This window comes from Tenacibaculum sp. 190524A05c (assembly GCF_964036595.1).
Taxonomy (GTDB): domain Bacteria; phylum Bacteroidota; class Bacteroidia; order Flavobacteriales; family Flavobacteriaceae; genus Polaribacter; species Polaribacter platacis.
The window spans coordinates 3,786,386-3,809,851 of record NZ_OZ038523.1 but is presented as its reverse complement, the minus strand read 5'-3'; the positions used below and the strand labels follow the sequence as shown (position 1 = coordinate 3,809,851).

The following is a 23,466-nucleotide window of genomic DNA, read 5'->3' as shown; positions in this document are numbered from 1 at the left end:
TATTTAAATCGATTATAATTTAGTTTCCTTTTTTATAATCAGCTAAAAACTTCTCTAAACCAATATCAGTTAATGGATGCTTTAATAATCCTGAAATAGCAGATAAAGGTCCAGTCATAACATCAGCTCCAATTTTAGCACAATCAATCACATGCATTGTGTGACGAACAGAAGCAGCTAAAATTTCTGTTTCGAACATATAGTTATCATAAATATGACGAATCTCAGAAATTAAGTTTAATCCATCAGTAGAAATATCATCCAAACGACCAATAAATGGAGAAACATAAGTTGCTCCAGCTTTAGCTGCTAATAATGCTTGTCCTGCAGAAAAAACTAAAGTTACATTTGTTTTTATTCCTTTATCAGAAAAATATTTACAAGCTTTTACACCGTCAGCAATCATAGGTAATTTTACCACAATTTGAGGATGTAAAGCAGCTAACTCTTCTCCTTCTTTAACCATTCCTTCAAAATCTGTAGCAATAACCTCAGCAGAAACATCACCATCAACTATTTCACAAATAGCTTTATAATGATTCTTAATATTTTCTGCACCTGTTATTCCTTCTTTAGCCATTAAAGATGGATTAGTAGTTACTCCGTCTAAAATTCCTAAAGCTTGTGCTTCACGAATCTGATCTAAGTTGGCTGTATCAATAAAAAACTTCATCTAATTTTTGTTTTACTGTTGCGTTATTTTGCAAAACTAGTGTTTTATAATTAGTTTATATTTGACTTATCAAAAATGTTTGAAATTTGTTATGAATAAATTCGAAAGACGTTTAAAAGGTTTCTACAAATACAAAAAACGTTTAAGAAACTATAATCTCAAAAATTCAGAAAACTATATTTTAAAAACTACAGGAAAACCTTGTAGTTGTTACCTATGCAGTCCTAAAGAGGAAAAAACGAAATATAAACTTTCTAAATCCAAACCTCATCACTCTATCAAAACTTATGAATTACTTAATAGTACACATATAAGTTAAACCGAGAGAAAAAACTACTTTTACATTCTTAACTATTGTACTATGAAACTTTCAAATGTAAAACTTGTAATTACTGATATGGATGGAACGCTGTTGAATTCCAATCATGAGGTGAGTGATCAATTCTTCAATTTATTTCGCAAGTTAAAAGAACATAACATTCTTTTTTGTGCTGCAAGTGGAAGACCATTATATGGAATTCTAGATAAATTATCTACCATAAAAGACGACATCCTTATTGTTGCTGAAAATGGAGGGTTAGCTCTGAAGAATGATGAAGTTTTACTATCCACAGAAATTCAGAAGGAAAATTTAGAAAAGATTAATAAAGCTTTGAACACAATAGAGAATGTAAACGCAGTTTATTGTACAAAAGACAAAGCTTACACAACTAGCACATCAGAAAAGTTACTTGAACTTTTATCGGAATATTATAAAAATCACGAACGCATAGATTCTCCTGAGAGCATAACTGCTCCGATTTATAAAATTGCTTTGTTTCATGAAATCAGTTCTGAAAAACATTTATACCCGCACTTGCAACATTTAGAAAGTGAGTTTAAAGTTAAAGTAAGCGCTAATCATTGGGTTGATATTTCAGAAAACAATGCCAATAAAGGTTACGCTGTAGAACTTATTCAGGACAAATACAATATTTCACCGGATGAAACAATGGTATTTGGTGATTATAACAACGACATTGAAATGCTTAAAAAAGCTCATTTTAGTTATGCCATGGAAAATGCGCATCCTTTAGTAAAACAAACCGCGAACTACTCTACTCATAGTAATGATGATTTCGGAGTTGAGAAAATACTCGAGTTATTAATAAATGAAAAAGAAAGTAATTAAGGAAAATTACAATTTGTAATGATTCATAATTAATTTTTCATAGACACGATCTGGTAAAGCTCTCTTTAAAAAGACTGAAAAACGCTCCATGAAAGCTCCAATTTTATAGTGCAGTTTAGGTTTTTTCGTATTGATAATCTTATCGACAAGTCTCGCAATTAAAATTGGATTTAAACCTTCATCTACATAATCGTCAGAAACTTTTAAGTTCTTACTGTAAGCTTCTTTGTACGCTGAATCTTCTAGTACAGGAGTATAATATCTACCCGCAGAAATACTAGTAGCAAAACTTCCTGGAGCAATACTGGTTACATTAACTCCAAAATTCTTTGCTTCCATACTTATTGATTCTGTTAATAATTCCAACGCTCCCTTACTTGCAGAATATGCTCCTCTAAATGGTAATCCAGAATAAGCAGCTAAAGAAGTTACATTAATTATTAATCCACTCTTTTGTTTTCTCATATGTGGCATCACTTTTTTAATTACCTCAATTGGTCCAAAAAAGTTCGTATCAAAACCAGCTTTTAGTTCTTCTGTGGGTATATCTTCAACAGCTCCCATTAATCCTCGCCCAGCATTATTAATAAGAACATCTATTCTTCCCTCCTTTTTCACAACCTCTTTCACAGCAGCATCAATAGAGTCTACATGTAACACATCTAAAGCCACCATTGAAAAATCAACATCTTTAACTTTTTCTGGTTTTCTGCTCGTTCCATAAACAATATGTTGTTTACTCGTTAAATATTCTGCTATTGCCTTACCTATTCCTGAGGAAGCACCAGTGATTAATATTACTTTAGACATGTTTGGTTAAGATATAAGTGTTAAAAGACTAAAATAAAGTTGTTTTGTTTCCAAATAAATTTTCCTCAAACATTTCAAAAAATGTAAAAACAACTCAAAAAATTGTCAAAAATTGGACTCAAAAGTCTATAAACAAAGCTTTTTTTGCAAATTTTTTCGTTAAAGATTTTGAGGTCTTTTAAAAATAAGCTAATTTCGAGACTTATAAACATAATTTATTTTACCCCAAAATATAGAAAATCATGAAAAGATTGTTTCTGTTAGCTGTAAGTGTACTATTATTTACCGCGTGTGGTGAGAAACCAAAACCGAAAGACTATTCTCTAATTTCTGGTGAAGTTCAGAATTTTAGAAAGCGAAATATAACTCTTAAAGGTTATAACTTCGAGAAAAAGATCAAGTTTGATAGAAAGTCAAAAACATTTTCTGATACACTTAAAAATTTAACACCAGGTCATTATACATTGATTATTGGTAAACGTCCAATTAATGTTTATTTGACTTCAGTTGAAGATTTAAAATTAATCGTTGATGCTAAGAAGAGAACTCAAGATCCAACTTTTGAGGGACCAAATGCAGCGATTAATAATTATTTAACTGAACGTTATAAGAAATTCGGTCTAATTTTAGGAAACGCAAATAAGTTATTCTCTTTAGAAGAAAACGAGTTTTTAAGTAAGATGGATGAGTATAAATCTACATTAGAAGATTTAGCATCTGAAGCTCAGTTACCTCCAGATTATTTAGAAAAGGAAAAGAGAAATATTTACTACGAGTTTGCAAGAAATATTAACAACTATCAAGCATACCATAGAATTTTATATGGAGATGAGGAATTTGAAGTATCAAGTACTTATCCATCAGATATCGTTAAGAAAATTGATTTTAATAATCCTGTAGATTATGTAAATTCTTTCTCTTACAGAACGTTGATGAAAGAATTCTTAGATAAGCGTGCAAATAAAAGAAAACCAGAAGATGGTGACTTTGATTTAACTTTATTAACTACAGTTCATACAGAAGTTGTAGACACGTTAATTAAGAATGACTTAATTCACAAAATCGCACAAAAGAGTATTACGTTCACTGAAAATTTAGGTGAGTTTTATGACAAGTACATGAAGTACTCTACAAATGCTGCGAATAAAAAAGAAATTAGCGACTTATATAATAAGTTAAAATTAACAGCTAAAGGTCAGCCTTCTCCTAAATTTACTGATTTAGAGAACTACGAAGGAGGTAAAACTTCTTTAGACGATTTGGTTGGTAAAGGAAAATACATCTATATTGACATTTGGGCTACTTGGTGTGGATTCTGTAAAAAAGAAATTCCATTATTAAAAAGACTTGAGCAACAATACCACGACAAGAATATTGAATTCGTAAGTATTAGTGTTGATAAGTCTAGCTTAAAAGAAAAGTGGAAGCAAACAATTGTTGACAGAGAAATGACTGGAGTACAATTATTTGCTGGTAAATCGGAAGATGAATTAGACTTTACAAAAGATTACTTAATTAAAGGATTACCGAGATTTATCTTAATTGATCCTGACGGAAAGATTGTTAGTGCAAATGCTCCTAGACCAAGTGAAGGAGACAAGTTAACAGATATTTTTGATGAAGTAGGAATCTAATTGAAGTCTCAATTATAAAGAATAAAAAAAGCTCAGTTTTAAACTGAGCTTTTTTTATTCTTTATACTATTCTGTTCTTGTTAAAAACTATTATCTCCATCCAGTAAATCTCCTAAACCACCCAAAATACTGCCTTCACCTTTACTCTTTCCTCCTCTTGGAATTGAAGACAAGACTCTTCCTGCTAATCTACTAAATGGTAACGATTGTATATAAACTGTACCTGGACCTCGAAGTGTGGCAAAAAACAATCCTTCTCCTCCAAATATGGTATTCTTAATCCCTCCTACAAATTCAATATCATAATCAACATCCTTTGTAAAACCAACAATACATCCTGTATCTACTTTTAAAACTTCACCAGGTTTTAAAACTTTCTTTGCCATTGTTCCACCGGCATGAATAAATCCTAATCCATCTCCTTCCATTTTCTGCATCATAAATCCTTCTCCTCCGAACAATCCTCTTCCTAATTTCTTAGAAAACTCTATTCCTATAGAAACTCCTTTCGCTGCACAAAGGAAAGCATCTTTTTGACAAATAAATTTACCACCGTATTCAGTTAAATCAATAGGAATAATTTTCCCCGGATATGGAGAAGCAAAAGAAACTTGCTTTTTTCCATGACCAACATTCGTAAAAACTGTCATGAATAAACTTTCACCTGTTAGTATTCTCTTACCAGCTGAAAAGATCTTACCTAATAATCCTTTTTCCTGATTAGATCCATCACCGAAAATTGTATTCATTTTAACATCGGTATCCATCATCATAAAACTTCCACTCTCTGCCACAACACCTTCATCTGGATCCAATTCAATTTCTACATATTGCATTTCTTCGCCGTAAATACGATAATCTATTTCGTTTGCTCTTTGTTCTAGAAACATAATTTTAGTTTTTATTTGATTAGACTCAATCTTTTACCTTTTGTTACGGTTTAACCTTTAAACTCCATTCAAATTCAAATTTAGAAACTGAAATCCCATCTTCATTTATTCCTTCAGAAGTTAATATAACGGTTTGTCCTTCTCCAGTTTCAACCGCTCTTTGAATAGCTGCATCTATATCTTTTCCTTGATTACACTCAAAATGAATTCTACCTACAGCCTTTTTCGTAAAAGTTGCATTCATATTCGTAACCAGCATAGAAATTTTCCTATTCGACTTGTCAATAGATTGCATTACCAAAATTCCCGTGGTAAACTCGGCTGCCATTCCTTGCACCGCCCAAAACATCGATTTAAATGGATTTTGATTGATCCATTTAAACTTCACATGAGCAACTGCTTTTTTATCAGAAATCGATTTTACACTAATTCCTGTAAAAAAAGCTGATGGCAATTTAAATAATAAGAAAAAATTAATTTTTGATGGTGTAAACTTCATAAAAACCAGTATTTACGGGCAATTTAAAGCTTTTATAACCGCAAAACAACTAATATTCAAGGAATCTTATTTTGTTAAAATTTGTTAAATTTTAGTACTATGTATTGCATAATACCTTTTTTTAGACATATATTTGCATAGTCAAGTATTATATAAATCATTTTACTATGAGAAATAATAACGAAAATACCAACGCATTTTTAATACACATATCATCTTTTGCCGGATACTTCTTTCCATTAGGAAGTATTATAACACCATTAATATTATGGCAAACACAAAAAGACAGAAGTACATTTTTAGATGAACACGGAAAAGAAGCTGTTAATTTTAATGTAAGCTTTGCTTTATACATTTTTATTTTAAGCGCGTCATTCTTCTCTTTCTTTTTTGGAGATATATTTAGAAATATTAATAGAATAGACCATTTAGATTTCGGACATAGTGTTTCTTTTAGTGGAGACTTGTTTGGGTTCTTTGGTATTGCTTCATTAGTGGGGCTTGTTACATTAATTAAAATTGCTCTTGTTATCATCGCTTCTATGAAAGCAAATAATGGCGAACAGTACAAGTACCCATTTACAATAAAATTTATAAAATAAATAAACCACGCTGAATGAAGATAGAAAACACAAAAGCGCAAATGCGTAAAGGAGTTCTAGAGTATTGCATCTTATCTATTTTACAAAAAGGAGATGCTTACACTTCTGAGATCCTGAACACATTAAAAAGCGCAGAAATGATTGTGGTTGAAGGAACAATTTATCCCCTTTTAACCCGCCTAAAAAACGCAGGATTACTATCGTATAGATGGGAAGAATCTACCTCAGGGCCACCACGTAAATATTACGTATTAACAGAAAATGGAACCATGTTTTTAAAAGAATTAGACAAAACTTGGAATAATTTAGTAAATGCAGTAAATCAAGTAACAAGTACAAAATCAACATCAAATGAATAAGACAATAAATATAAATTTAGGCGGTTTTTTCTTCCATATAGATGAAAATGCGTATCAAAAACTAAGAAGATACTTAGACGCCATCGCTCGTTCATTAAGTGATGATCCGCAAGGTAAAAACGAAATCATCGCTGATATCGAAGCACGTATTAGCGAATTATTATCAGAAAGAATTACTGATGCTAGACAGGTTGTAAACGAAGGTGACATCGATGAAATTATCGCTATCATGGGACAACCTGAAGACTACACGGAAAGTGAAGAGGATTATGCAGGTGGTTCTAGTTATAACTATAACAAAAGAACAAGAAGTTCGAATAAAAAGTTATTCAGAGATCGTGAAGATAAGTTCTTAGGAGGTGTTGCTTCTGGTTTAGCTCACTATACTAATATCGATACGATTTGGGTAAGATTGTTTTTCATCTTGGCAGCTGTAACAACTGGTATTGGACTATTAATTTACATTGTTCTATGGGTTTTACTTCCAGAAGCTAAAACCACATCCGAGAAGTTACAGATGGAAGGTGAAGCTGTAAACATCGATAACATTGAAAAAAAAATTCGTAACGAGTTTGAATATCTCTCCACGAAGTTAAAAGACGGAGCTAGTGAAATTTCTGAGAAAATCTCTAGTGCAGATTATGATAAATTACGTAACCAAACTAAATCTGGGTTTCAAGATTTTTTAGACACCGTTGGTAAAATATTATCAGCATTATTTAAAGTATTCGGTAAGTTTATAGGTATCTTATTGATATTCGTAGCAGGAGTAACACTTATATCTTTACTATTCGCATTATTTTCTATAAGTAGTCTAGAAATCTTAGGATTTGAAGGAGATTTTATTCACTACCCTCCGTTCTTTTATGATTCTGTATTTCCAAATTGGTTATTGTCAATATTTGGATTACTAGTAGTTGCTGTACCTATAATCGCGCTTTTAATTTTAGGGTTAAGAATTTTATCTCCCAACTTAAAAAGACTTTCAACTACCACGTCATTATCCTTATTTGGAGTTTGGTTAGTATCCTTATTATTCATTGGATTCTCTGGAATTGAATTTGCAACATCAAAAGCACAAAGTGCTATAAAGCTTAGTAAGAAATCTATTTTATTTAATCCTGAACAACCTCTTAAAATAGGCGTTCAAAATGATGATGAAATTTACTATCAACACAACCTTAAAAGAAGAAGAAATGCAGAAGAAGTTTATGTAGATGATCAAAAATTAAAGTACTCTAATGACATTAAAATCGATGTTGAAAGAAGCGATAGTGACGAAGCTTTTATCGAAATCAGAAAAGAATCTGAAGGAAGAAAAAGAAAGGATGCTTTGGAAAATGCAGAAAAAATTAATTACAAATTTAAGTTAGATAATAACAAAATTGTATTCGATGCTTTTTTCTTAAGTGAGTTCAAAAACTTATGGAAAGATGAAGAAGTTTATTTAACAGTGCATATTCCAGAAGGAACTACTATTTATTTTGAAAACTCTTCTAAAAGATTTTTATATAACGTAGAAAACACAGATGACATTTACGATAGAAATATGGCTAATCATCATTTTAAAATGACATCTAGAGGATTGGAATGTTTAGACTGTGAAACTGAAGAAGACGATAAAGATCAAAATAACTCAAACTGGAACAACGATAATAACAACGACGATGATAACGACAATAATAACGATTCTGATGTATCTTTCTTATTTGATAGTACTATTAATGATTTAAAAGCTGAGTTTATTATCTCTAAACAAACAACTAAAAATGAGCTAAGAAAACTTGTTAGATGGTTTAAAGACAGAAGAAACATCGACATTAAAATCATTGAATCTAAATACAGTAGTAACAACAAGATTGAAAAAGTTCTGTTAGACATAGATTGTAATGATGGATTTAAGGGAGAATTACGTATTTCTAATAATACTTTAGAAGACATTCCTAAAGGATTTAGAAGATTATACGATGAAGAAGATAAAGCCATGGCTTTTAAAATTTGGTAATTGAAAAACGACTTGAAAAACAAACTGAAAAACTATGAAACAACTAACCGACTTCTTTTTTGACGGAAACTTATTCTGGAAAATAGTAGTATACTTATGGTCTTTACTTACGTCTCTATTTACACAAGCGCAAGTAAATGAAATCCAACCATACGAAGCAAAAGATGTAAAACTTCACCAAGAAATTGTTAAAATGGATAGTATCTTTTTTAACGCCTACAATACTTGTGATTTGAAAGTACAAGAAGAGTTAATAAGCGAAGATCTTGAATTTTATCATGATAATGGCGGACTTTCAACTTCTAAAAAAGAGCTTCTTGCAGCACTAAAAAAAAACATTTGTAATAAAGTTAAACGTACTTTAATAAAAGGAAGTACCGAAGTTTATGCTATTCCAGGATATGGTGCTGTTCAAATGGGTTATCACAAATTCTTTAATAAGCTAGAACCTAACCAAAAATCCATTCCAAGCAGATTCGTAACCTTGTGGAAGAAAGAAAAAAATAAGTGGACAATTACGAGAGTAATAAGTCTGCATTAAAAAATTAGTTTACTAGTTAGCTAACTTCTAAACTAATACTTGGTTTACTTGGCCAAAGCTCAATGAGCTTTGGCCTTTTTAATTTGATAGTTTATTGATTTTAATTAAATTACTCATTCAAACTATCTAAACACACATGTATACTAAAAAAGTTTTCAAAGCAAAAGACATGGCAAAGTGGACTCGTTTCGAGACACTTTTTTTCTTTATTTTCATTGTTATTATTGTTAGTATTTATTACTTCCTAAATATTCAATGGTTTAAAATTCCTTGGACACCACTTGCCTTAATAGGTACAGCCGTTGCTTTTGTAATTGGTTTTCAAAACAATTCAGCTTATGGACGAATTTGGGAAGCACGAAAAATATGGGGCGGAATTGTAAACACTTCGCGCACCTTCGGAATGTTTGTTCAAGACATGATTGGAAATGAACATTCAAATAATAATTATCCTGAAGAAGAAATACAAGAAAATATAAAAACACTAACCTACAGGCATATTGCCTGGATGACAGCTTTAAGACATTCCATGAGAACACGTAAAAGCTGGGAAACAGTTATCGATGAAAAGTCAAATCAAGAATGGGTTAAAGTTGTTTCTCCTCCTGAATGGAGTTCAACCTTAGAAAAAGATTTAGAACCGTATTTATCAGAAGAAGATTTAGCGTATACATTATCTAAGAACAACAAACAAACGGCACTTTTATACTTACAATCTCATCATTTAAAAGAATTGAAAAACCAAGGTAAAATCTGGGAGTTTTCGTTTCTACAACTTGAAAATGTTTTAGAAGAACTATTCACTTTACAAGGAAAATCTGAACGAATAAAAAACTTCCCCTACCCTAGACATTTTGCTTCTTTGAATCATTATTTCATGTGGTTATTTGTGCTCTTATTACCTATTGCTTTAGTTCCTCAATTTTCTGAAATCGGAGAACAAATAAGTAAATCATTACCTTTTATTGGTAATCTCTTTATATGGCTTTCTGTACCGTTTTATGTTATTGTTGCTTGGATTTTCCACACCATGGAACGCATTGGACGAACAGGTGATAATCCTTTTGAAGGATCAGCGAATGACGTTCCTATTTCTACAATTGCTAGAGGAATTGAAATCGACTTAAGACAAAATTTAGGAGAGACAAACGAGGAAATTCCTAAACAATTCCCTCAAATTTATGATACTCAAATGTAAAATTAAATCCATTTCTTTATTTTTATGCCATCATGAAGAAATGGATTTTTTCAATTATACTCGCCTCAATAACTTTACAAAGTTATTCACAAGAATTACCTAAAGGTTTTTCTTACGTTAAAGATTTTGCTCCAACAATTCAGCAAGAATTAAGATATTGTTCGCACAACAACTTCTTAGGTGTTCCTGTAGATGGCTATGAAGAACCAGTTTTAATTACTTCAACCAAAACTGCAAAAGCTTTAGCGAAGGTTCAAAAAGAATTAGAAAAAAAAGGACTCAGTTTAAAAATATTCGATGCATATAGACCACAATCAGCGGTAAATCATTTTGTGCGTTGGGCCAGAGTTCCAAATGACACACTCACTAAAAAAGATTATTACCCTAAATTAAATAAGAGAAATCTATTTAAACTTGGATATATTGCATCAAAATCAGGTCATTCCAGAGGAAGTTCTGTTGACCTAACCATTGTTCACGTTGGAACTGATACTGAACTAGATATGGGAAGTCCTTTTGATTTTTTTGGAAAAATTTCACATCCTAGTTATCCTAATCTAACCAAACAGCAAAAAGCAAATCGTTATTTACTTAGAAAAGTTATGATGGCTAATGGATTTAGACCATACAAAAATGAATGGTGGCATTTCACTTTGAATAACGAACCATTTCCAAAAACTTATTTTGATTTTCCTATTAAGTAAGAATTAACATTTTATATCGACTTTAAATAGCAAACGGCACTATATTTGTTACTTATTGGATTATGATGGAACATTATTTTAAAACAGTTTTAGTAATTTTTACATTAGGTAGTTTTACCGCATTTTCTCAAGTAGATAAGTCAAACGGAGGAACTACAAAAGGTACTTCAATAGGAAAAATTGAGGCTCCAGCTAAAATAGTTTCAAAACCTAAATCTTTAGGATTTGGAAATGATAATGGATTCAAAACTGCCAATAAAAAGTTAGAAAAGAAAAAGCAGAAGCAAAAGGAAGAAGAAGATTTAAAAAACAAAGGAATTCTTACCAAAGCTAAAATTTCGGAAGAACGCTACTTGAAAAGTTTCCAAAAAATTAATGGTTTATACAATTATCCTGTCATTGATCAGGACTTAGGAAGTATTAGTACTGACTCTGAAAGTGTAAACATTATTTGTAGAGATTTTCAATATCCTGATGGAGATAGAGTTACAATTTATGTAAATAATATTCCTGTTGTATCTAATATTACACTAAAAAGACGCTATCAATCTTTTAATATTCCTTTGGAAGAAGGTGTAAATAAAATAAAAATTGTTGCACTAAACCAAGGAACTTCAGGACCTAACACTGCTGCTTTTAAGGTATATAACGATGCCGGAATGCTGCTTTCTTCTAACGAGTGGAACCTAGCTACAGGTGCCAAAGCAACACTTGTTGTTGCTAAGAGTAAATAACCTCACGAAAACGTTTGAGATAAATCATCGATAATGCGTTTTTTATTCTGTAAAAAACCGTTATTTTTGTTGTTGCATTTTTATTAAGCATAAAAGAAACAAACAACAATTTAGAATGAAAAAAGTCACTAAAGAAACCTACATCAATTGGTATAGAGATATGCTATTTTGGAGAAAGTTTGAGGACAAACTTGCGGCAGTTTACATACAACAAAAAGTAAGAGGTTTTTTACACTTATACAACGGTCAAGAAGCAGTATTAGCTGGAGCTTTACATGCTATGGATCTTACTAAAGACAAAATGATTACTGCATATCGTAACCACGTTCAGCCAATCGGAATGGGAGTTGATCCTAAAAGGGTAATGGCAGAATTATATGGTAAAGCAACCGGTACTTCTCAAGGTCTTGGAGGATCAATGCATATTTTCTCAAAAGAGTTCCGTTTTTACGGTGGACACGGAATTGTAGGTGGTCAAATTCCATTAGGAGCAGGAATTGCTTTTGGTGACAAATACCATAACAGTGACGCAGTTACTTTATGTTATTTTGGAGATGGAGCAGCTCGTCAAGGTTCTTTACATGAAACTTTTAACATGGCAATGAACTGGAAGTTACCTGTAATCTTCATTTGTGAAAATAATGGTTATGCAATGGGAACTTCTGTAGAAAGAACTGCAAATCACGAAGACATTTGGAAGTTAGGATTAGGATATGAAATGCCTTGTGGACCTGTAGATGGAATGAATCCTGTAAAGGTTGCAGAAGCTGTTGATGAGGCTATTCAACGTGCAAGAAAAGGTGATGGTCCAACATTCTTAGAAATGAAAACGTACCGATACAGAGGACACTCAATGTCTGATGCACAACATTACCGTACGAAAGACGAAGTAGAAGAATACAAGAAAATAGACCCAATTACTCAAGTATTAGATATCATTAAGGATAAAAAATACGCTTCTGATGAGGAAATTGATGCTATTAATAAAGAAGTAAAAGACATGGTTAAAGAATGTGAGAAATTCGCAGAAGATTCTCCATTCCCAGATTTAAATATCTTACACGATGTAGTTTACGAACAAGAAGATTATCCTTTTATCAAATAAATATAACCTACTAAAACTTAGGAAAAATGGCAACAGTAATTAATATGCCTCGCTTAAGCGACACTATGGAAGAAGGAGTAGTAGCTTCTTGGTTAAAAAAAGTTGGTGATAAAGTTGAGGAAGGAGATATTTTAGCTGAAATTGAAACTGATAAGGCTACAATGGAATTTGAATCTTTCCATGAAGGTACTTTATTACATATTGGAGTTAATGAAGGTGAAGGAGCTCCAGTAGATACTTTATTAGCAATTATTGGTGAAGAAGGTGAAGATTTTTCTGCACTTTTAAGTCAAGGTTCTACAGAAGAACCAAAAAAGGAAGAAGCTAAAGAATCAACAAAAGAAGAGAATACTTCAAGTAATACTTCTGTTTCAATTCCAGATGGAGTTCAAGTTGTAACTATGCCTAGACTTAGTGATACTATGGCTGAAGGTACAGTAGCGTCTTGGTTGAAAAATGTTGGAGATAAAGTTGAAGAAGGAGATATTTTAGCTGAAATTGAAACTGATAAAGCTACAATGGAGTTCGAATCTTTTTATGAAGGAACTCTTTTATACATTGGAATTAACGAAGGAGAAAGTGCACCAGTCGATAGTTTATTAGCTATTATTGGAGCTGAAGGAACTGATATTTCTGCTGTAATCGAAGCTCAGAAAAATGGCGGATTAGCTACTGCAACTCCCAGTGAAGAAAAACCAACAGAATCAAAGCCTGCTGAAAAAGCTGCTCCTGCTGCTCAAGAAACTGTAGCAAACACTACAACTTCTAATTCTGGAGGAAGAATTTTTGCTTCACCTTTAGCTAAGAAAATTGCTAAAGACAAAGGAATTAATTTAGCAGATGTTAAAGGTTCTGGTGAAAATGGAAGAATCGTTAAGAAAGACGTAGAAAACTATACTCCAGCTGCGAAAACTGAAGCTTCTGCTCCTGTTTCTCAAAGTACAAGTACACCAACTGCTGCTGTAACTAATTTTGTTGTTGCAGGAGAAGAGAGAACTGAAGAAGTTAAAAACTCTCAAATGCGTAAAGCAATCGCAAGAAGTTTAGGTAATTCTAAATTCTCTGCACCTCACTTCTACTTAAACATTGAAGTAGATATGGATAACGCAATTGCTTCTCGTAAAACTATTAATGCTATTCCTGATGTTAAAGTTTCTTTTAACGATATGGTTGTAAAAGCTTGTGCAATGGCATTAAGAAAGCACCCACAAGTAAATACTTCTTGGACAGATAATACTACTAAATACCATAGTCATATTCATGTTGGTGTTGCTGTAGCTGTTGATGAAGGATTAGTTGTTCCTGTAGTTAAACATACTGATGCTATGACCTTAACTCAAATCGGAGCATCTGTTAAGGATTTAGCTGGTAAAGCAAGAAGTAAGAAAATTAAACCAGACGAAATGCAAGGAAGTACTTTTACAGTTTCTAACCTTGGAATGTTTGGAATTGAAAGTTTTACTTCAATTATAAACCAACCAAATTCAGCAATTTTATCTGTTGGTGCTATTGTTCAAAAACCTGTAGTTAAAGACGGACAAATTGTTGTTGGAAACACAATGATGTTAACATTAGCTTGTGACCACAGAACTGTTGATGGTGCTGTTGGAGCTCAGTTCTTACAAACATTAAAAACGTTTATCGAAAATCCAGTTACTATGTTAGTGTAACTAGATTCAATATTTATAAAAAAACTCGGAGCTTTCACTCCGAGTTTTTTATTTATAACCATATTAAAAATCAAATCGATAATTCATTTTAAAAGCAACTCCCCAATTTGTTCTATTAAAGTTTTTATCGAAATTATCTGTCACTACTAAATAGACATAGCTTAAAGGCTTATACTCCCATTGTAATCGACTATTCACATTAAAGTTATTTCGTTGGTTGTTGTATTGAACATAAGTTGTCCAATTCAATCTATTATTAAAAAATATTTGACCCGTAAACCTACTTAAATGAAATGTTTCTTTTCCTAATTCATTTAAATCAATAGAATTAACATCATGCGATAATTCCAAATTGGCAAAAGGTAATAATTGATAATTGACATATATTCCTCCAGAAATTTTTTCACCTTCATAAAACCTTCCTTTTTGAATATTAACACGGTAACGTAATTGCTGATTATTTGCTGAATTATATCCGACTTTCAAATTCCAATTATTGTAATTACTTGTAGACAAAGCATTACCATTTCCCAAAACATCAAATCCATATTTTAAATCAATCTCATCATAATTAAGTACATAATAAACTGCAGATAAATCTTTAAAGAAAACAGCAGAATTTAAAAAATGACTCATTTGATTTACACTTCCATCAACATCAAAATAAGTATTGTTACTGTAATTCAAATATCGAATTGAATTCAATTTTCTTGAACTATCATAAAACTTTGTATACTGTAAATAACTTGAAGTTTGATAATAACCTTCTCTAACTACAACATCATTAACCGCATCGTAGGTAAATAATCTTGGAGTAAAACCAACATCTGTAATATAATTTTCTTCTACTTTTTTAACCGAGAAACCTCCTTGCAAACCTCGATCGTTATAATCTATTCCAAGATTTAAGAATTTATTCTTTCCTGAAATTTCTGGATTAAAACTCATCGCAGCATTAGCTAAACCAATCCACTTATTATTTCCTGATTTAAAATTCAAGTTCGCACCTGCAACTCTATTATAATCATCAATAAAACTAAAACCTTCCGTTTCTTGTCTATTAATCATAAACGCAGTAGCAGTTAGCTGTTTCGTTAACTGCTGCTCTCCAACTACCACTGAATAATTTTGAGCATTTATATTTTCATTCTTATTGGTTTGAACATTCAATACTCCTATTCTAGTCTTTTGAGCAACATTCCCAGATAATTTTAATCCGAATTGAATTTCATTCTCCGCTCCAATCTTTCTAGAATAAAACGGGTTTACATCAGAAGTTCCTAGGTTTGCGAACAAATCAGCATTTTCTAAAAAGAAGTTTCTACGCTCTGGAAAGAAAACAGAAAAACGAGACAAGTTTGTTACTTGTTGATCGACATCTATCTGCGAAAAATCAGGATTAATTGTAGCATCCAACTTTAACGAAGAAGAAAGGTTGTATTGAACATCTAAACTGGGTCTAAAAGTAGTTTCATCATCACTATCCACATTTTGATAATTTAAGGTAACCGATGGTGAAACCGCAAATCGAGAACGGATTGTTTCTGGAACTTTTTCTAGTCTAAAAGGTTTAGTAAAGCGTAAATCAAATGTGAGGTAATTTCTACTTAAATCGGTAAGTATTGTCCACGAGTTATTTTTGATATCTCGCACATAAAATTGGACACCAAAAGTGGATTTTTCTTTATCAAAATTTAATGCTTTAAACGGGATTGCGATTTCATAAATCTTATCATTACCCACTACTGTCGTTTTTGTTCTCCAAACAGCATTCCAACTGAAATTTAAGCCATATCCCGTCTCATTTCGTTCTACTAAAGCATCTACTTGTGTTCCGTATGTATTCACCGCAAATAAGTTTCCATTTTGCTGTTGATGTTGGGTATCTAAAACCATTATAAAAGCGTCACTTATACCAATTGAAACATCTCTTTTTAATGAACTCACTTGTTGTTTCGATGTTGTATCATGATAAATTGCCCCTACAAAAAGATATTCCCCATTATGAAAAATTTTAACTTCTGTTTGATTATCTGCCAAACCTTCATCCGTTGGTAGCAGATTATGAAAATTAGTATGTACAGGTATCGACTTCCAAACCTCTTCATTTAAACTCCCATCAATTTCAACGTTTACATCTCTGAATTGTATTGATGAATCTTGAGAATATGATATCATATTCCACAACAACAATAAGATTACCGCAACATACTTCATTCTACTTACTTTCATCTACTCTCGTTGCCGTTTTACTAATAATACTCCAATTTTCACCTTGCTTCTTCAACAAGAACAAATCAATATAAACCCATTTTCTGTCTGGACCAGCAATTTCAACTTTTGCAGATGCAATATCGCATACCACATCAATTGATAACACCTTCCCTACTCGTCCATTAAATTCTCCCTTAGTTTTATTCTTAAAGAATCCTGCATACTCTTCTGGTGTAAATCTTTGGAATCCACTTTTTGTAGTTAAGTATAATGTTGCATTCTCGGTAAATGCACTTTTTAACTGATCCAACTCATTATATGAACTTCCATGAATATAATTTTGAAGTGTTTTTTCTACATTTTGAAGTTCTGATTGTCCGTTGACAACTTGGGATCCAATTAAGATCAAGGCTATTAAAACTTGTTTCATCGTTTTGAATTTAAATTTGACTCAAAACTCTTGAAACTCTTTTCAAAGAAGATGATTAATTATAATTCAGGTGTCCTGAATTATAAAACAAGACTATAAAAACTGTTGTTGAAACTGTGATGGCGTTTGACCTACCACTTTTTTAAACGTCGCATAAAAGTTTGATTTTGAAGAAAAACCAGCCTCAAACCCAATAGCTTCTAATGTTAATTCTTTTCTTTCTTGAAGTAATTTTTTAGCTTCTTCAATTCTGTACTCATTCATAAAAGCAGTGAAGCTTTTTCCGAGATTATCATTTAATAATTGTGACAATTTATGTGGAGTTATTCCAATTTCTTTAGCAACATGAGAAATTTTTATGCTTGTATTTTTATACAACACTTTTGTAGAGATTAACTCATTTAGTTTTTTCAATAATAGTTCTGCCTCTGTATCGATTATCTTTTTTGAAGCATATTTCTCGGGCAATTCTTTAAAAATTACTTCTCTATTCTTTTTAGACATAAAGAAAATCAACAAGACATAAAAAACAATTGAAAATGTAATTGTGCCAACTAAATACAAATAGAACATTCCAATTAAATAGGCTATGAAAATTAACAGATTCGCAGCATACACCCAAATCAACCAAATTTCCGAAGTAGTACATTCTTTCGATTTAGCAATTAATTTTTGAATTGTATTTCTCAAGACATATCCTGCAGCTAGAATATAAATTCCCCAAACAAAATAGATAATATAAACTATATATGAATTCCATAAACCTCTTGAGTTTTCATATGGAAAAACCAATCCCAAAACAACCATAATTGTTGTCATGAACGCAAAGTTCAATTTCCACTTTACAGGAATCTCTTTTTTATTTTCTAGGGATGACTTTATGTAGTAGTATAAACTTACGCCTATCAAGAAACATGCAGATAAACCTATTTGTATTAATGTAATATTTCGTTCTTCTTTAGGCGTAAAAATCACATATAAGGATTTACCTATTCTCATACTTAAAAAAAGAACTAACAACCCAAATATGAAGTTTTGCACTCTTCTTTCTCTATTAAAAAACAGAAAATATAATGCTACTAGAAATCCATTAAACACTCCTAATCCACAAACAAAAAATAACACTGGGTTATCAAACATAACTTTCCGACAAATTTTCAACTAAAATAAAAAATGATTCTAATTAATTTTATTTTAAAAAACCTTAATTGATAAAGTAATCCATCCAATAATACTTTATATAAAATTACTACCCACGAAATTATTTTTTTATAATCCCTTGTAAATCTTCTGTTATTAAAACGACCAAAGGCGTAATCAAAGAAGTTTTAACTCATGAAAAATTGGTTTCAAATTTTAATTTGTGTATTCGCTCTTCAGAGTTGTATCCAGGATGATATTATTGATGATAGAGTTGATGAAGCTTTTACAATTACTAACCCTATAAATGAAATAACAATAAATGATACATATCAATTCACTACTAGATACACCGATAATGTTGGAAAAACTGTTGACATTAATATTTCCTGGACTAGTGATGATCCCACAATCGCAACTATTGATAATAACGGATTAGTTACAGCTCAGAGTAATGGTCAAACAACAATTAGAGCAAATGTAAATGCTCCATCGGGCCCAATTTCTGACTCCAACATAATTTCTGTTGTAGCTGAACCCGTTAATAATAACGATATAACAACAAAAACTGGTACAATTATTACCACAAGTAGTTATACCCTAGAAGGAACATTTACTATTAAAGAAATAGCAAATACTAATAACCTAGAACTAGTGATTAATGATGACTATAATGCTTCCTCTAGTTTACCTGGTTTGTATCTCTACTTAACAAACAACACAAGTACCATTAATAACGCTAAAGAAGTTGGCGCAGTTCCTGTTTTTAGTGGAAGTCATACCTATATCATAGAAAATACAGGAATAAACGATTTTACACATTTACTATACTGGTGTAAGCCTTTTAGTGTGAAAGTCGGTGAAGCCGAAATAGAATAAGTTAAGTTCATGAGAAAAAATATATTTTTAGCAGTCTTGTTTTCATTAGTATTTATAAAAGTAAATGCTCAATGGAGTAAAGGAAAAGGAAACGGTTATTTAAAATTAGGAGCTTGGTATTTGCAATCAGATCAACACTACACGGACACTGGAGCCATTGATCCAAATGTGACTAGAACTCAATTCAACTTAAATCTCTATGGAGAATATGGTATTACCAGCAAACTAGATATAATTACTTTCTTACCTTTTTACTCAAGTATTTCTCAGAATAACCAAATTTCTGGAACCAATGGGAGCGTAATTAGCGCTGGAGAAACTGTAAGTTCTTTAGGAGATATTGACTTAGGAGTTAATTATAATATTTACCAAAAAAACAACTGGGCTGCATCTGTAAAACTTATTTTAGGACTTCCCACTGGTAATGATAGTGGGGGAAGCGATGGAAGTTTTCAAACTGGTGATGGTGAATTTAACCAGTACATTTCAACGTATTTAGGTTATAGTGGTAAAGTCTACGATTTACCTTTTTATGCTAAATCTTATTTAGGCTACAATAACAGATCAGAAGGGTTTTCTGATGAATTTAGAACTGGATTGGAAGGAGGAATAAATTTCCTGGAGAACAAATTATGGTTTATAACTAGACTAAATATCTTAAAATCATTAAAAAATGGAAGTCTAAATGCTATAACCAGTAACGGGAGCATTTTTGCAAATAATATTGAGTTTAGTAGTTTTGGATTTGAACTTGCGTATTACTTCACAAAAAGCTTTGGAATCTCTGCTAATTTTGATTCAGCATTTGATGGGCGTATTATTGCTGCCAACGCATCATTTTCAGGAGGAATATTTTTAGACATTAAGTAAAGAACCTAAAACAACTTCATTTGATTTGTTTGATGTTTATCGAACAAACTGTAATCAAGTTTAATTGGCTCTTTATCTATTAAGTACAGCTTCTTTGCTAACTTGAATTGCATCGCAATCTGCTCTACAAATTTACCTTCGCCTCTCATTCGAGTTCCATATCTAGAATCGTTTAATGAACCTCCGTGGCTTTCTTTAATTTGATTTAGAATTTTATTTGCTCTATCAGGATAAGCTTTCTGAACCCAATTTGTAAATATTTCTCCAATCGCTCCATTTAATCTCACTACTGTATATCCAACAGATGTTACTCCAAGTTCACTTACTTTTTTAACCATAGGAAGGATTTCATGATTATTAATTCCTGGTATGATTGGGGCCATCATTACATTAACAGGAATTCCGTTATCACTTAATTTTTGTACCGTTTCTAACCTTCTTTTTATACTCGCGGTTCTGGGTTCCAGTGTTCTTCTTGTTTTTTCAGAAAGAGATGTTATAGAAATACTCACACTGACTAAATTTAATTCAGCCATTTCTTTTAATATATCTAAATCTCTTAAGATTAAAGCATTTTTCGTGATAATACCCACTGGATGTTTCAACTTCAAAAGAACTTTGAGCATACTTCTCGTAATCTCTAATTTCTTTTCAAGCGGTTGATAACAATCCGTATTTCCTGATAGCATTATACGTTCTGGAATCCAACTTCTACTTCTTAGTTTTTTCTCTAAAAGTTCGGCAGCATTAGACTTATATAAGATTTTTCGTTCAAAATCTAAACCTGCAGAATATCCCCAATATTCATGAGAATTTCTAGCATAGCAATAAATGCAACCATGTTCACAACCCTGATAAGGATTCATGGAATAACTAAATCCGACATCTGGACTATTTACTTTGTTTAGAATAGTTTTAGGAAAAATTTCTAAGTAAGAAGTTTTATTGTCTTCTGATTCTTCATTCTGTGATTCACAATAATTCAAAAAGTCATCTAAAACCTCATGACTGTGCTGTAAAAATCGATTATGGGTATTATGCTGTGCACCTCTACCTTTTATAAAGTCCATATAAAATCATTTAAAATTCAACAATAAATAGTGAATGATTTTAGCGAGAAAAAGTAGAAATAACTTCTCGATACAACCTCGTTACAATTAACGAAATCATCCGTTTAAGTAACACAAAGTTACTTAATTTTTTAATAGAAAATACGAGTTATTAATAAATAGAAAAGCTTCTCTTAAGCTTTTCTTGTTCTGTTCATTAATACAAAATCAGCAATAACTAAGGCCGTTAATGCTTCAACAATAGGAACAGCTCTTGGAACAACACAAGGATCATGTCTTCCTTTTCCGTGAATTTCTGTAGCTTCTCCTTCTGAGTTAATTGTAGATTGATTTTGCATAATTGTAGCTACTGGTTTGAATGCTACTCTAAAGTAAATATCCATTCCATTAGAAACTCCTCCTTGAATTCCTCCAGATAAGTTCGATTGAGTAGTTCCATCTGTATTAAAGATATCATTATGCTCAGAACCTTTCATTTTAGCACCGCAGAATCCACTTCCAAATTCAAAACCTTTTACTGCATTTATAGATAACATTGCTTTTCCTAATTCTGCATGTAGTTTGTGGAAAATTGGCTCTCCTAAACCTACGGGAACATTTTGAGCAACACAAGTAATTGTTCCTCCAATTGTATCTCCAGCTTTTCTAATTTCTTGGATTTTAGCAATCATCGCTTCGGCAGAATTCTCATCTGGACAACGAACAATATTACTCTCTGTTTTAGAAAAATCTAAATCTTGATATGGTTTATTCATAAAGATTTCTCCTACAGAAGAAGTAAATGCATTTATTTCTATCTGACTCAGCATTTGCTTAGCTAATGCACCAGCAACAACCCAATTTGCAGTTTCTCTAGCAGAAGTTCTTCCTCCTCCTCTATGATCCCGAATTCCATATTTTTTATCATAGGTATAATCCGCGTGAGAAGGCCTATACACATTTGTGTTATGACTGTAGTCTTTACTCTTTTGGTTTGTGTTTTTTATAACAAAACCAATAGGCATTCCTGTTGATTTCCCTTCAAAAATTCCAGATAAAAACTCTACAGTATCTGGTTCTTTACGTTGAGTTACAATTTTTGATTGCCCCGGTTTACGTCTGTCCAACTCTTTCTGAACGGCGTCAAAATCAATTTCAATACCAGCAGGAAAGCCATCAATAACTCCACCAATTGCTACACCATGTGATTCCCCGAAAGAAGTAAGTCTTAAAATATTTCCAAAAGAATTGAACATAAACTTGCTTTAAAAAATTAAAAAACGAAGGTAACTATTTAAGAGAAAAAACAAATGCTTTTAAAACGATAAATATGGTAATAATTCTAGCGGAATTTTCCATTTATGAAATAAAGCTACAATCTCTTGAAATAATCCATAAAAAAAATCATTCTTTATACATTTGATTGTAAACACCTTACAAACCAAACAAAAAAAACAACTCAAAAAAATGTCTTTTTCTTTTCGTTAATTCAAAAAGGTTGTTATATTTGCACCCGCAAACGAGTAATCGTTAGTCGACTGGTGAAATGGCAGAGTGGTCGAATGCGGTGGTCTTGAAAACCATTGACTGTAACAGGTCCGGGGGTTCGAATCCCTCTTTCACCGCAAAAGCTTCAAGGAAACTTGAAGCTTTTTTGTTTTTATAATATTGCCATAAAAAAGTATTACCTCACACTGACTCCTATTTTTATTATAGTGAGTACAATTATCACAATTTTACTTTTAGGGATTTTGTGGCAAGTTCATTAAATTTAATATCCGTATTCTTGATCAAAATGCATTAAAAAATACTGTTATGAAAAAATCCACTAAAACTTCTACTATACTTATCGGCATAACAGTCTTCCTTGGTATTATCATGCAAATTGATTTATACATCGGCTTCATGAAAGCTACAGGAAAAACGAAAGCCTTATACGGATTAAAACATTTACTTCATTCTATTTTACCCTTTGCAATCTCTTCATTTATTTTAGCACTAATTTTTGCTTTATTTTCCATATTTCTGAAAGAAAAGTTGAAAAACTTAATTGCTCCAGTAATACTAATGATTCTTGGTTATTTAGTTTTAAAACTTCCCTTTTGGTTATGGTTTTCATAGCACAATCTAACATATTCACTAGCTGCAGACTACCTAATCATAACATAGCCTAAAATCTTCTTCAGTTTTAAAAAAATTATGTTTACACGCTTAATTTCCTTAGTTTTACCATTAAAAAACTATGAACGAAAAACATTTCTCCAGAAGCTTTTCAAGGCTTTTCTTTAT

23 protein-coding genes and 1 tRNA gene are annotated in these 23,466 nt (G+C 31.7%); 15 read left to right on the top strand and 9 right to left on the bottom strand.

From position 1 onward, the window contains the following. Positions 1 to 19: 19 nt before the first annotated feature. Positions 20 to 673 carry a fructose-6-phosphate aldolase gene (gene fsa, locus ABNT61_RS17100; RefSeq protein WP_348709517.1) on the bottom strand — a complete coding sequence of 218 codons (654 nt, stop codon included), beginning with the start codon at positions 671 to 673 and terminating at the stop codon, positions 20 to 22. Positions 674 to 1,034: 361 nt separating this feature from the next. On the opposite strand from fsa, the gene ABNT61_RS17095 reads away from it, so the two are divergent. After that, complete coding sequence (locus tag ABNT61_RS17095) at positions 1,035 to 1,844, top strand: HAD family hydrolase (RefSeq protein ID WP_348744099.1); 810 nt, start codon at positions 1,035 to 1,037, stop codon at positions 1,842 to 1,844. 6 nt (positions 1,845 to 1,850) lie between these two features. Here ABNT61_RS17095 and ABNT61_RS17090 read toward each other — a convergent pair whose 3' ends face one another. After that, positions 1,851 to 2,654 (bottom strand): SDR family oxidoreductase, encoded by an 804-nt coding sequence (locus ABNT61_RS17090; RefSeq protein WP_348744098.1) that lies wholly within the window; start codon positions 2,652 to 2,654, stop codon positions 1,851 to 1,853. 242 nt (positions 2,655 to 2,896) lie between these two features. Between ABNT61_RS17090 and ABNT61_RS17085 the strand changes: the two genes are divergently transcribed. Continuing rightward, positions 2,897 to 4,288 carry a TlpA disulfide reductase family protein gene (locus tag ABNT61_RS17085; protein WP_348722256.1) on the top strand — a complete coding sequence of 464 codons (1,392 nt, stop codon included), beginning with the start codon at positions 2,897 to 2,899 and terminating at the stop codon, positions 4,286 to 4,288. Positions 4,289 to 4,368: 80 nt separating this feature from the next. On the opposite strand, the gene ABNT61_RS17080 is transcribed toward ABNT61_RS17085, so the two are convergent. Together ABNT61_RS17080 and ABNT61_RS17075 are read right to left on the bottom strand one after the other, a co-directional pair. Beyond that, complete coding sequence (locus ABNT61_RS17080) at positions 4,369 to 5,178, bottom strand: TIGR00266 family protein (protein WP_348740533.1); 810 nt, start codon at positions 5,176 to 5,178, stop codon at positions 4,369 to 4,371. 43 nt (positions 5,179 to 5,221) lie between these two features. After that, on the bottom strand, positions 5,222 to 5,677 hold the full coding sequence (locus ABNT61_RS17075; RefSeq protein ID WP_348744097.1) for a DUF4442 domain-containing protein: 456 nt from the start codon (positions 5,675 to 5,677) through the stop codon (positions 5,222 to 5,224). 167 nt (positions 5,678 to 5,844) lie between these two features. On the opposite strand from ABNT61_RS17075, the gene ABNT61_RS17070 reads away from it, so the two are divergent. The 9 genes from ABNT61_RS17070 to ABNT61_RS17030 all read left to right on the top strand — a co-directional run bounded on the left by ABNT61_RS17070 (position 5,845) and on the right by ABNT61_RS17030 (position 14,595). Beyond that, complete coding sequence (locus ABNT61_RS17070; RefSeq protein ID WP_348709525.1) at positions 5,845 to 6,279, top strand: DUF4870 domain-containing protein; 435 nt, start codon at positions 5,845 to 5,847, stop codon at positions 6,277 to 6,279. A 14-nt stretch (positions 6,280 to 6,293) separates the two neighbouring features. Beyond that, the gene (locus ABNT61_RS17065) at positions 6,294 to 6,638 is read left to right on the top strand and encodes a PadR family transcriptional regulator (protein WP_348709526.1); all 345 of its coding nucleotides are present in this window, start codon (positions 6,294 to 6,296) and stop codon (positions 6,636 to 6,638) included. Further along, complete coding sequence (locus tag ABNT61_RS17060) at positions 6,631 to 8,643, top strand: PspC domain-containing protein (RefSeq protein ID WP_348744096.1); 2,013 nt, start codon at positions 6,631 to 6,633, stop codon at positions 8,641 to 8,643. Before ABNT61_RS17065 ends, ABNT61_RS17060 begins: the two co-directional genes overlap by 8 nt. Positions 8,644 to 8,677: 34 nt before the next feature. Further along, positions 8,678 to 9,184: a nuclear transport factor 2 family protein gene (locus ABNT61_RS17055; protein ID WP_348744095.1), complete on the top strand. Its 507-nt coding sequence runs from the start codon at positions 8,678 to 8,680 to the stop codon at positions 9,182 to 9,184. A gap of 136 nt (positions 9,185 to 9,320) precedes the next feature. Continuing rightward, on the top strand, positions 9,321 to 10,382 hold the full coding sequence (locus tag ABNT61_RS17050) for a bestrophin family protein (RefSeq protein ID WP_348744094.1): 1,062 nt from the start codon (positions 9,321 to 9,323) through the stop codon (positions 10,380 to 10,382). A gap of 32 nt (positions 10,383 to 10,414) precedes the next feature. Continuing rightward, positions 10,415 to 11,086: a M15 family metallopeptidase gene (locus ABNT61_RS17045; RefSeq protein WP_348744093.1), complete on the top strand. Its 672-nt coding sequence runs from the start codon at positions 10,415 to 10,417 to the stop codon at positions 11,084 to 11,086. A 62-nt stretch (positions 11,087 to 11,148) separates the two neighbouring features. Further along, a complete protein-coding gene (locus ABNT61_RS17040) occupies positions 11,149 to 11,820 on the top strand; it encodes a hypothetical protein (protein ID WP_348744092.1) in 672 nt (223 codons plus the stop codon). Positions 11,821 to 11,935: 115 nt separating this feature from the next. Beyond that, positions 11,936 to 12,925, top strand: a complete 990-nt coding sequence (pdhA, locus tag ABNT61_RS17035) for a pyruvate dehydrogenase (acetyl-transferring) E1 component subunit alpha (RefSeq protein WP_348709533.1) — start codon at positions 11,936 to 11,938, stop codon at positions 12,923 to 12,925. A 26-nt stretch (positions 12,926 to 12,951) separates the two neighbouring features. Continuing rightward, positions 12,952 to 14,595, top strand: coding sequence for a pyruvate dehydrogenase complex dihydrolipoamide acetyltransferase (locus ABNT61_RS17030; RefSeq protein WP_348744091.1), 1,644 nt, complete (start codon positions 12,952 to 12,954; stop codon positions 14,593 to 14,595). A 63-nt stretch (positions 14,596 to 14,658) separates the two neighbouring features. On the opposite strand, the gene ABNT61_RS17025 is transcribed toward ABNT61_RS17030, so the two are convergent. The 3 genes from ABNT61_RS17025 to ABNT61_RS17015 form a co-directional block, all read right to left on the bottom strand. Next, a complete protein-coding gene (locus tag ABNT61_RS17025) occupies positions 14,659 to 16,827 on the bottom strand; it encodes a DUF5916 domain-containing protein (protein WP_348744090.1) in 2,169 nt (722 codons plus the stop codon). Further along, positions 16,814 to 17,239 carry a nuclear transport factor 2 family protein gene (locus tag ABNT61_RS17020; protein WP_348744089.1) on the bottom strand — a complete coding sequence of 142 codons (426 nt, stop codon included), beginning with the start codon at positions 17,237 to 17,239 and terminating at the stop codon, positions 16,814 to 16,816. The genes ABNT61_RS17025 and ABNT61_RS17020 overlap by 14 nt, the downstream gene beginning before the upstream one ends. A gap of 93 nt (positions 17,240 to 17,332) precedes the next feature. Continuing rightward, positions 17,333 to 18,238 (bottom strand): helix-turn-helix domain-containing protein, encoded by a 906-nt coding sequence (locus ABNT61_RS17015; protein ID WP_348744088.1) that lies wholly within the window; start codon positions 18,236 to 18,238, stop codon positions 17,333 to 17,335. A gap of 336 nt (positions 18,239 to 18,574) precedes the next feature. Here ABNT61_RS17015 and ABNT61_RS17010 point away from each other — a divergent pair, with 336 nt between their 5' ends. After that, positions 18,575 to 19,258 (top strand): Ig-like domain-containing protein, encoded by a 684-nt coding sequence (locus ABNT61_RS17010; protein ID WP_348744087.1) that lies wholly within the window; start codon positions 18,575 to 18,577, stop codon positions 19,256 to 19,258. Between the two features lie 9 nt (positions 19,259 to 19,267). Then, positions 19,268 to 20,128 (top strand): hypothetical protein, encoded by an 861-nt coding sequence (locus tag ABNT61_RS17005; protein ID WP_348744086.1) that lies wholly within the window; start codon positions 19,268 to 19,270, stop codon positions 20,126 to 20,128. Between the two features lie 5 nt (positions 20,129 to 20,133). On the opposite strand, the gene ABNT61_RS17000 is transcribed toward ABNT61_RS17005, so the two are convergent. Continuing rightward, positions 20,134 to 21,198, bottom strand: coding sequence for a PA0069 family radical SAM protein (locus ABNT61_RS17000; RefSeq protein ID WP_348744085.1), 1,065 nt, complete (start codon positions 21,196 to 21,198; stop codon positions 20,134 to 20,136). A gap of 173 nt (positions 21,199 to 21,371) precedes the next feature. After that, on the bottom strand, positions 21,372 to 22,433 hold the full coding sequence (gene aroC / locus ABNT61_RS16995) for a chorismate synthase (RefSeq protein ID WP_348744084.1): 1,062 nt from the start codon (positions 22,431 to 22,433) through the stop codon (positions 21,372 to 21,374). A 284-nt stretch (positions 22,434 to 22,717) separates the two neighbouring features. Here aroC and ABNT61_RS16990 point away from each other — a divergent pair. Then, a tRNA-Ser gene (locus tag ABNT61_RS16990) sits at positions 22,718 to 22,802 on the top strand. A 190-nt stretch (positions 22,803 to 22,992) separates the two neighbouring features. Beyond that, entirely contained in the window at positions 22,993 to 23,298 is a 306-nt protein-coding gene (locus ABNT61_RS16985) for a hypothetical protein (RefSeq protein ID WP_348744083.1), read from the top strand. Positions 23,299 to 23,466 lie beyond the last annotated feature (168 nt).

Bases quoted from the DNA above. Each gene is read 5' to 3' on its own strand.
- fsa (WP_348709517.1), bottom strand. From the start codon at position 673: ATGAAGTTTTTTATTGATACAGCCAACTTAGATCAGATTCGTGAAGCA.
- ABNT61_RS17095 (WP_348744099.1), top strand. From the start codon at position 1,035: ATGAAACTTTCAAATGTAAAACTTGTAATTACTGATATGGATGGAACG.
- ABNT61_RS17090 (WP_348744098.1), bottom strand. From the start codon at position 2,654: ATGTCTAAAGTAATATTAATCACTGGTGCTTCCTCAGGAATAGGTAAG.
- ABNT61_RS17085 (WP_348722256.1), top strand. From the start codon at position 2,897: ATGAAAAGATTGTTTCTGTTAGCTGTAAGTGTACTATTATTTACCGCG.
- ABNT61_RS17080 (WP_348740533.1), bottom strand. From the start codon at position 5,178: ATGTTTCTAGAACAAAGAGCAAACGAAATAGATTATCGTATTTACGGC.
- ABNT61_RS17075 (WP_348744097.1), bottom strand. From the start codon at position 5,677: ATGAAGTTTACACCATCAAAAATTAATTTTTTCTTATTATTTAAATTG.
- ABNT61_RS17070 (WP_348709525.1), top strand. From the start codon at position 5,845: ATGAGAAATAATAACGAAAATACCAACGCATTTTTAATACACATATCA.
- ABNT61_RS17065 (WP_348709526.1), top strand. From the start codon at position 6,294: ATGAAGATAGAAAACACAAAAGCGCAAATGCGTAAAGGAGTTCTAGAG.
- ABNT61_RS17060 (WP_348744096.1), top strand. From the start codon at position 6,631: ATGAATAAGACAATAAATATAAATTTAGGCGGTTTTTTCTTCCATATA.
- ABNT61_RS17055 (WP_348744095.1), top strand. From the start codon at position 8,678: ATGAAACAACTAACCGACTTCTTTTTTGACGGAAACTTATTCTGGAAA.
- ABNT61_RS17050 (WP_348744094.1), top strand. From the start codon at position 9,321: ATGTATACTAAAAAAGTTTTCAAAGCAAAAGACATGGCAAAGTGGACT.
- ABNT61_RS17045 (WP_348744093.1), top strand. From the start codon at position 10,415: ATGAAGAAATGGATTTTTTCAATTATACTCGCCTCAATAACTTTACAA.
- ABNT61_RS17040 (WP_348744092.1), top strand. From the start codon at position 11,149: ATGATGGAACATTATTTTAAAACAGTTTTAGTAATTTTTACATTAGGT.
- pdhA (WP_348709533.1), top strand. From the start codon at position 11,936: ATGAAAAAAGTCACTAAAGAAACCTACATCAATTGGTATAGAGATATG.
- ABNT61_RS17030 (WP_348744091.1), top strand. From the start codon at position 12,952: ATGGCAACAGTAATTAATATGCCTCGCTTAAGCGACACTATGGAAGAA.
- ABNT61_RS17025 (WP_348744090.1), bottom strand. From the start codon at position 16,827: ATGAAAGTAAGTAGAATGAAGTATGTTGCGGTAATCTTATTGTTGTTG.
- ABNT61_RS17020 (WP_348744089.1), bottom strand. From the start codon at position 17,239: ATGAAACAAGTTTTAATAGCCTTGATCTTAATTGGATCCCAAGTTGTC.
- ABNT61_RS17015 (WP_348744088.1), bottom strand. From the start codon at position 18,238: ATGAGAATAGGTAAATCCTTATATGTGATTTTTACGCCTAAAGAAGAA.
- ABNT61_RS17010 (WP_348744087.1), top strand. From the start codon at position 18,575: ATGAAAAATTGGTTTCAAATTTTAATTTGTGTATTCGCTCTTCAGAGT.
- ABNT61_RS17005 (WP_348744086.1), top strand. From the start codon at position 19,268: ATGAGAAAAAATATATTTTTAGCAGTCTTGTTTTCATTAGTATTTATA.
- ABNT61_RS17000 (WP_348744085.1), bottom strand. From the start codon at position 21,198: ATGGACTTTATAAAAGGTAGAGGTGCACAGCATAATACCCATAATCGA.
- aroC (WP_348744084.1), bottom strand. From the start codon at position 22,433: ATGTTCAATTCTTTTGGAAATATTTTAAGACTTACTTCTTTCGGGGAA.
- ABNT61_RS16985 (WP_348744083.1), top strand. From the start codon at position 22,993: ATGAAAAAATCCACTAAAACTTCTACTATACTTATCGGCATAACAGTC.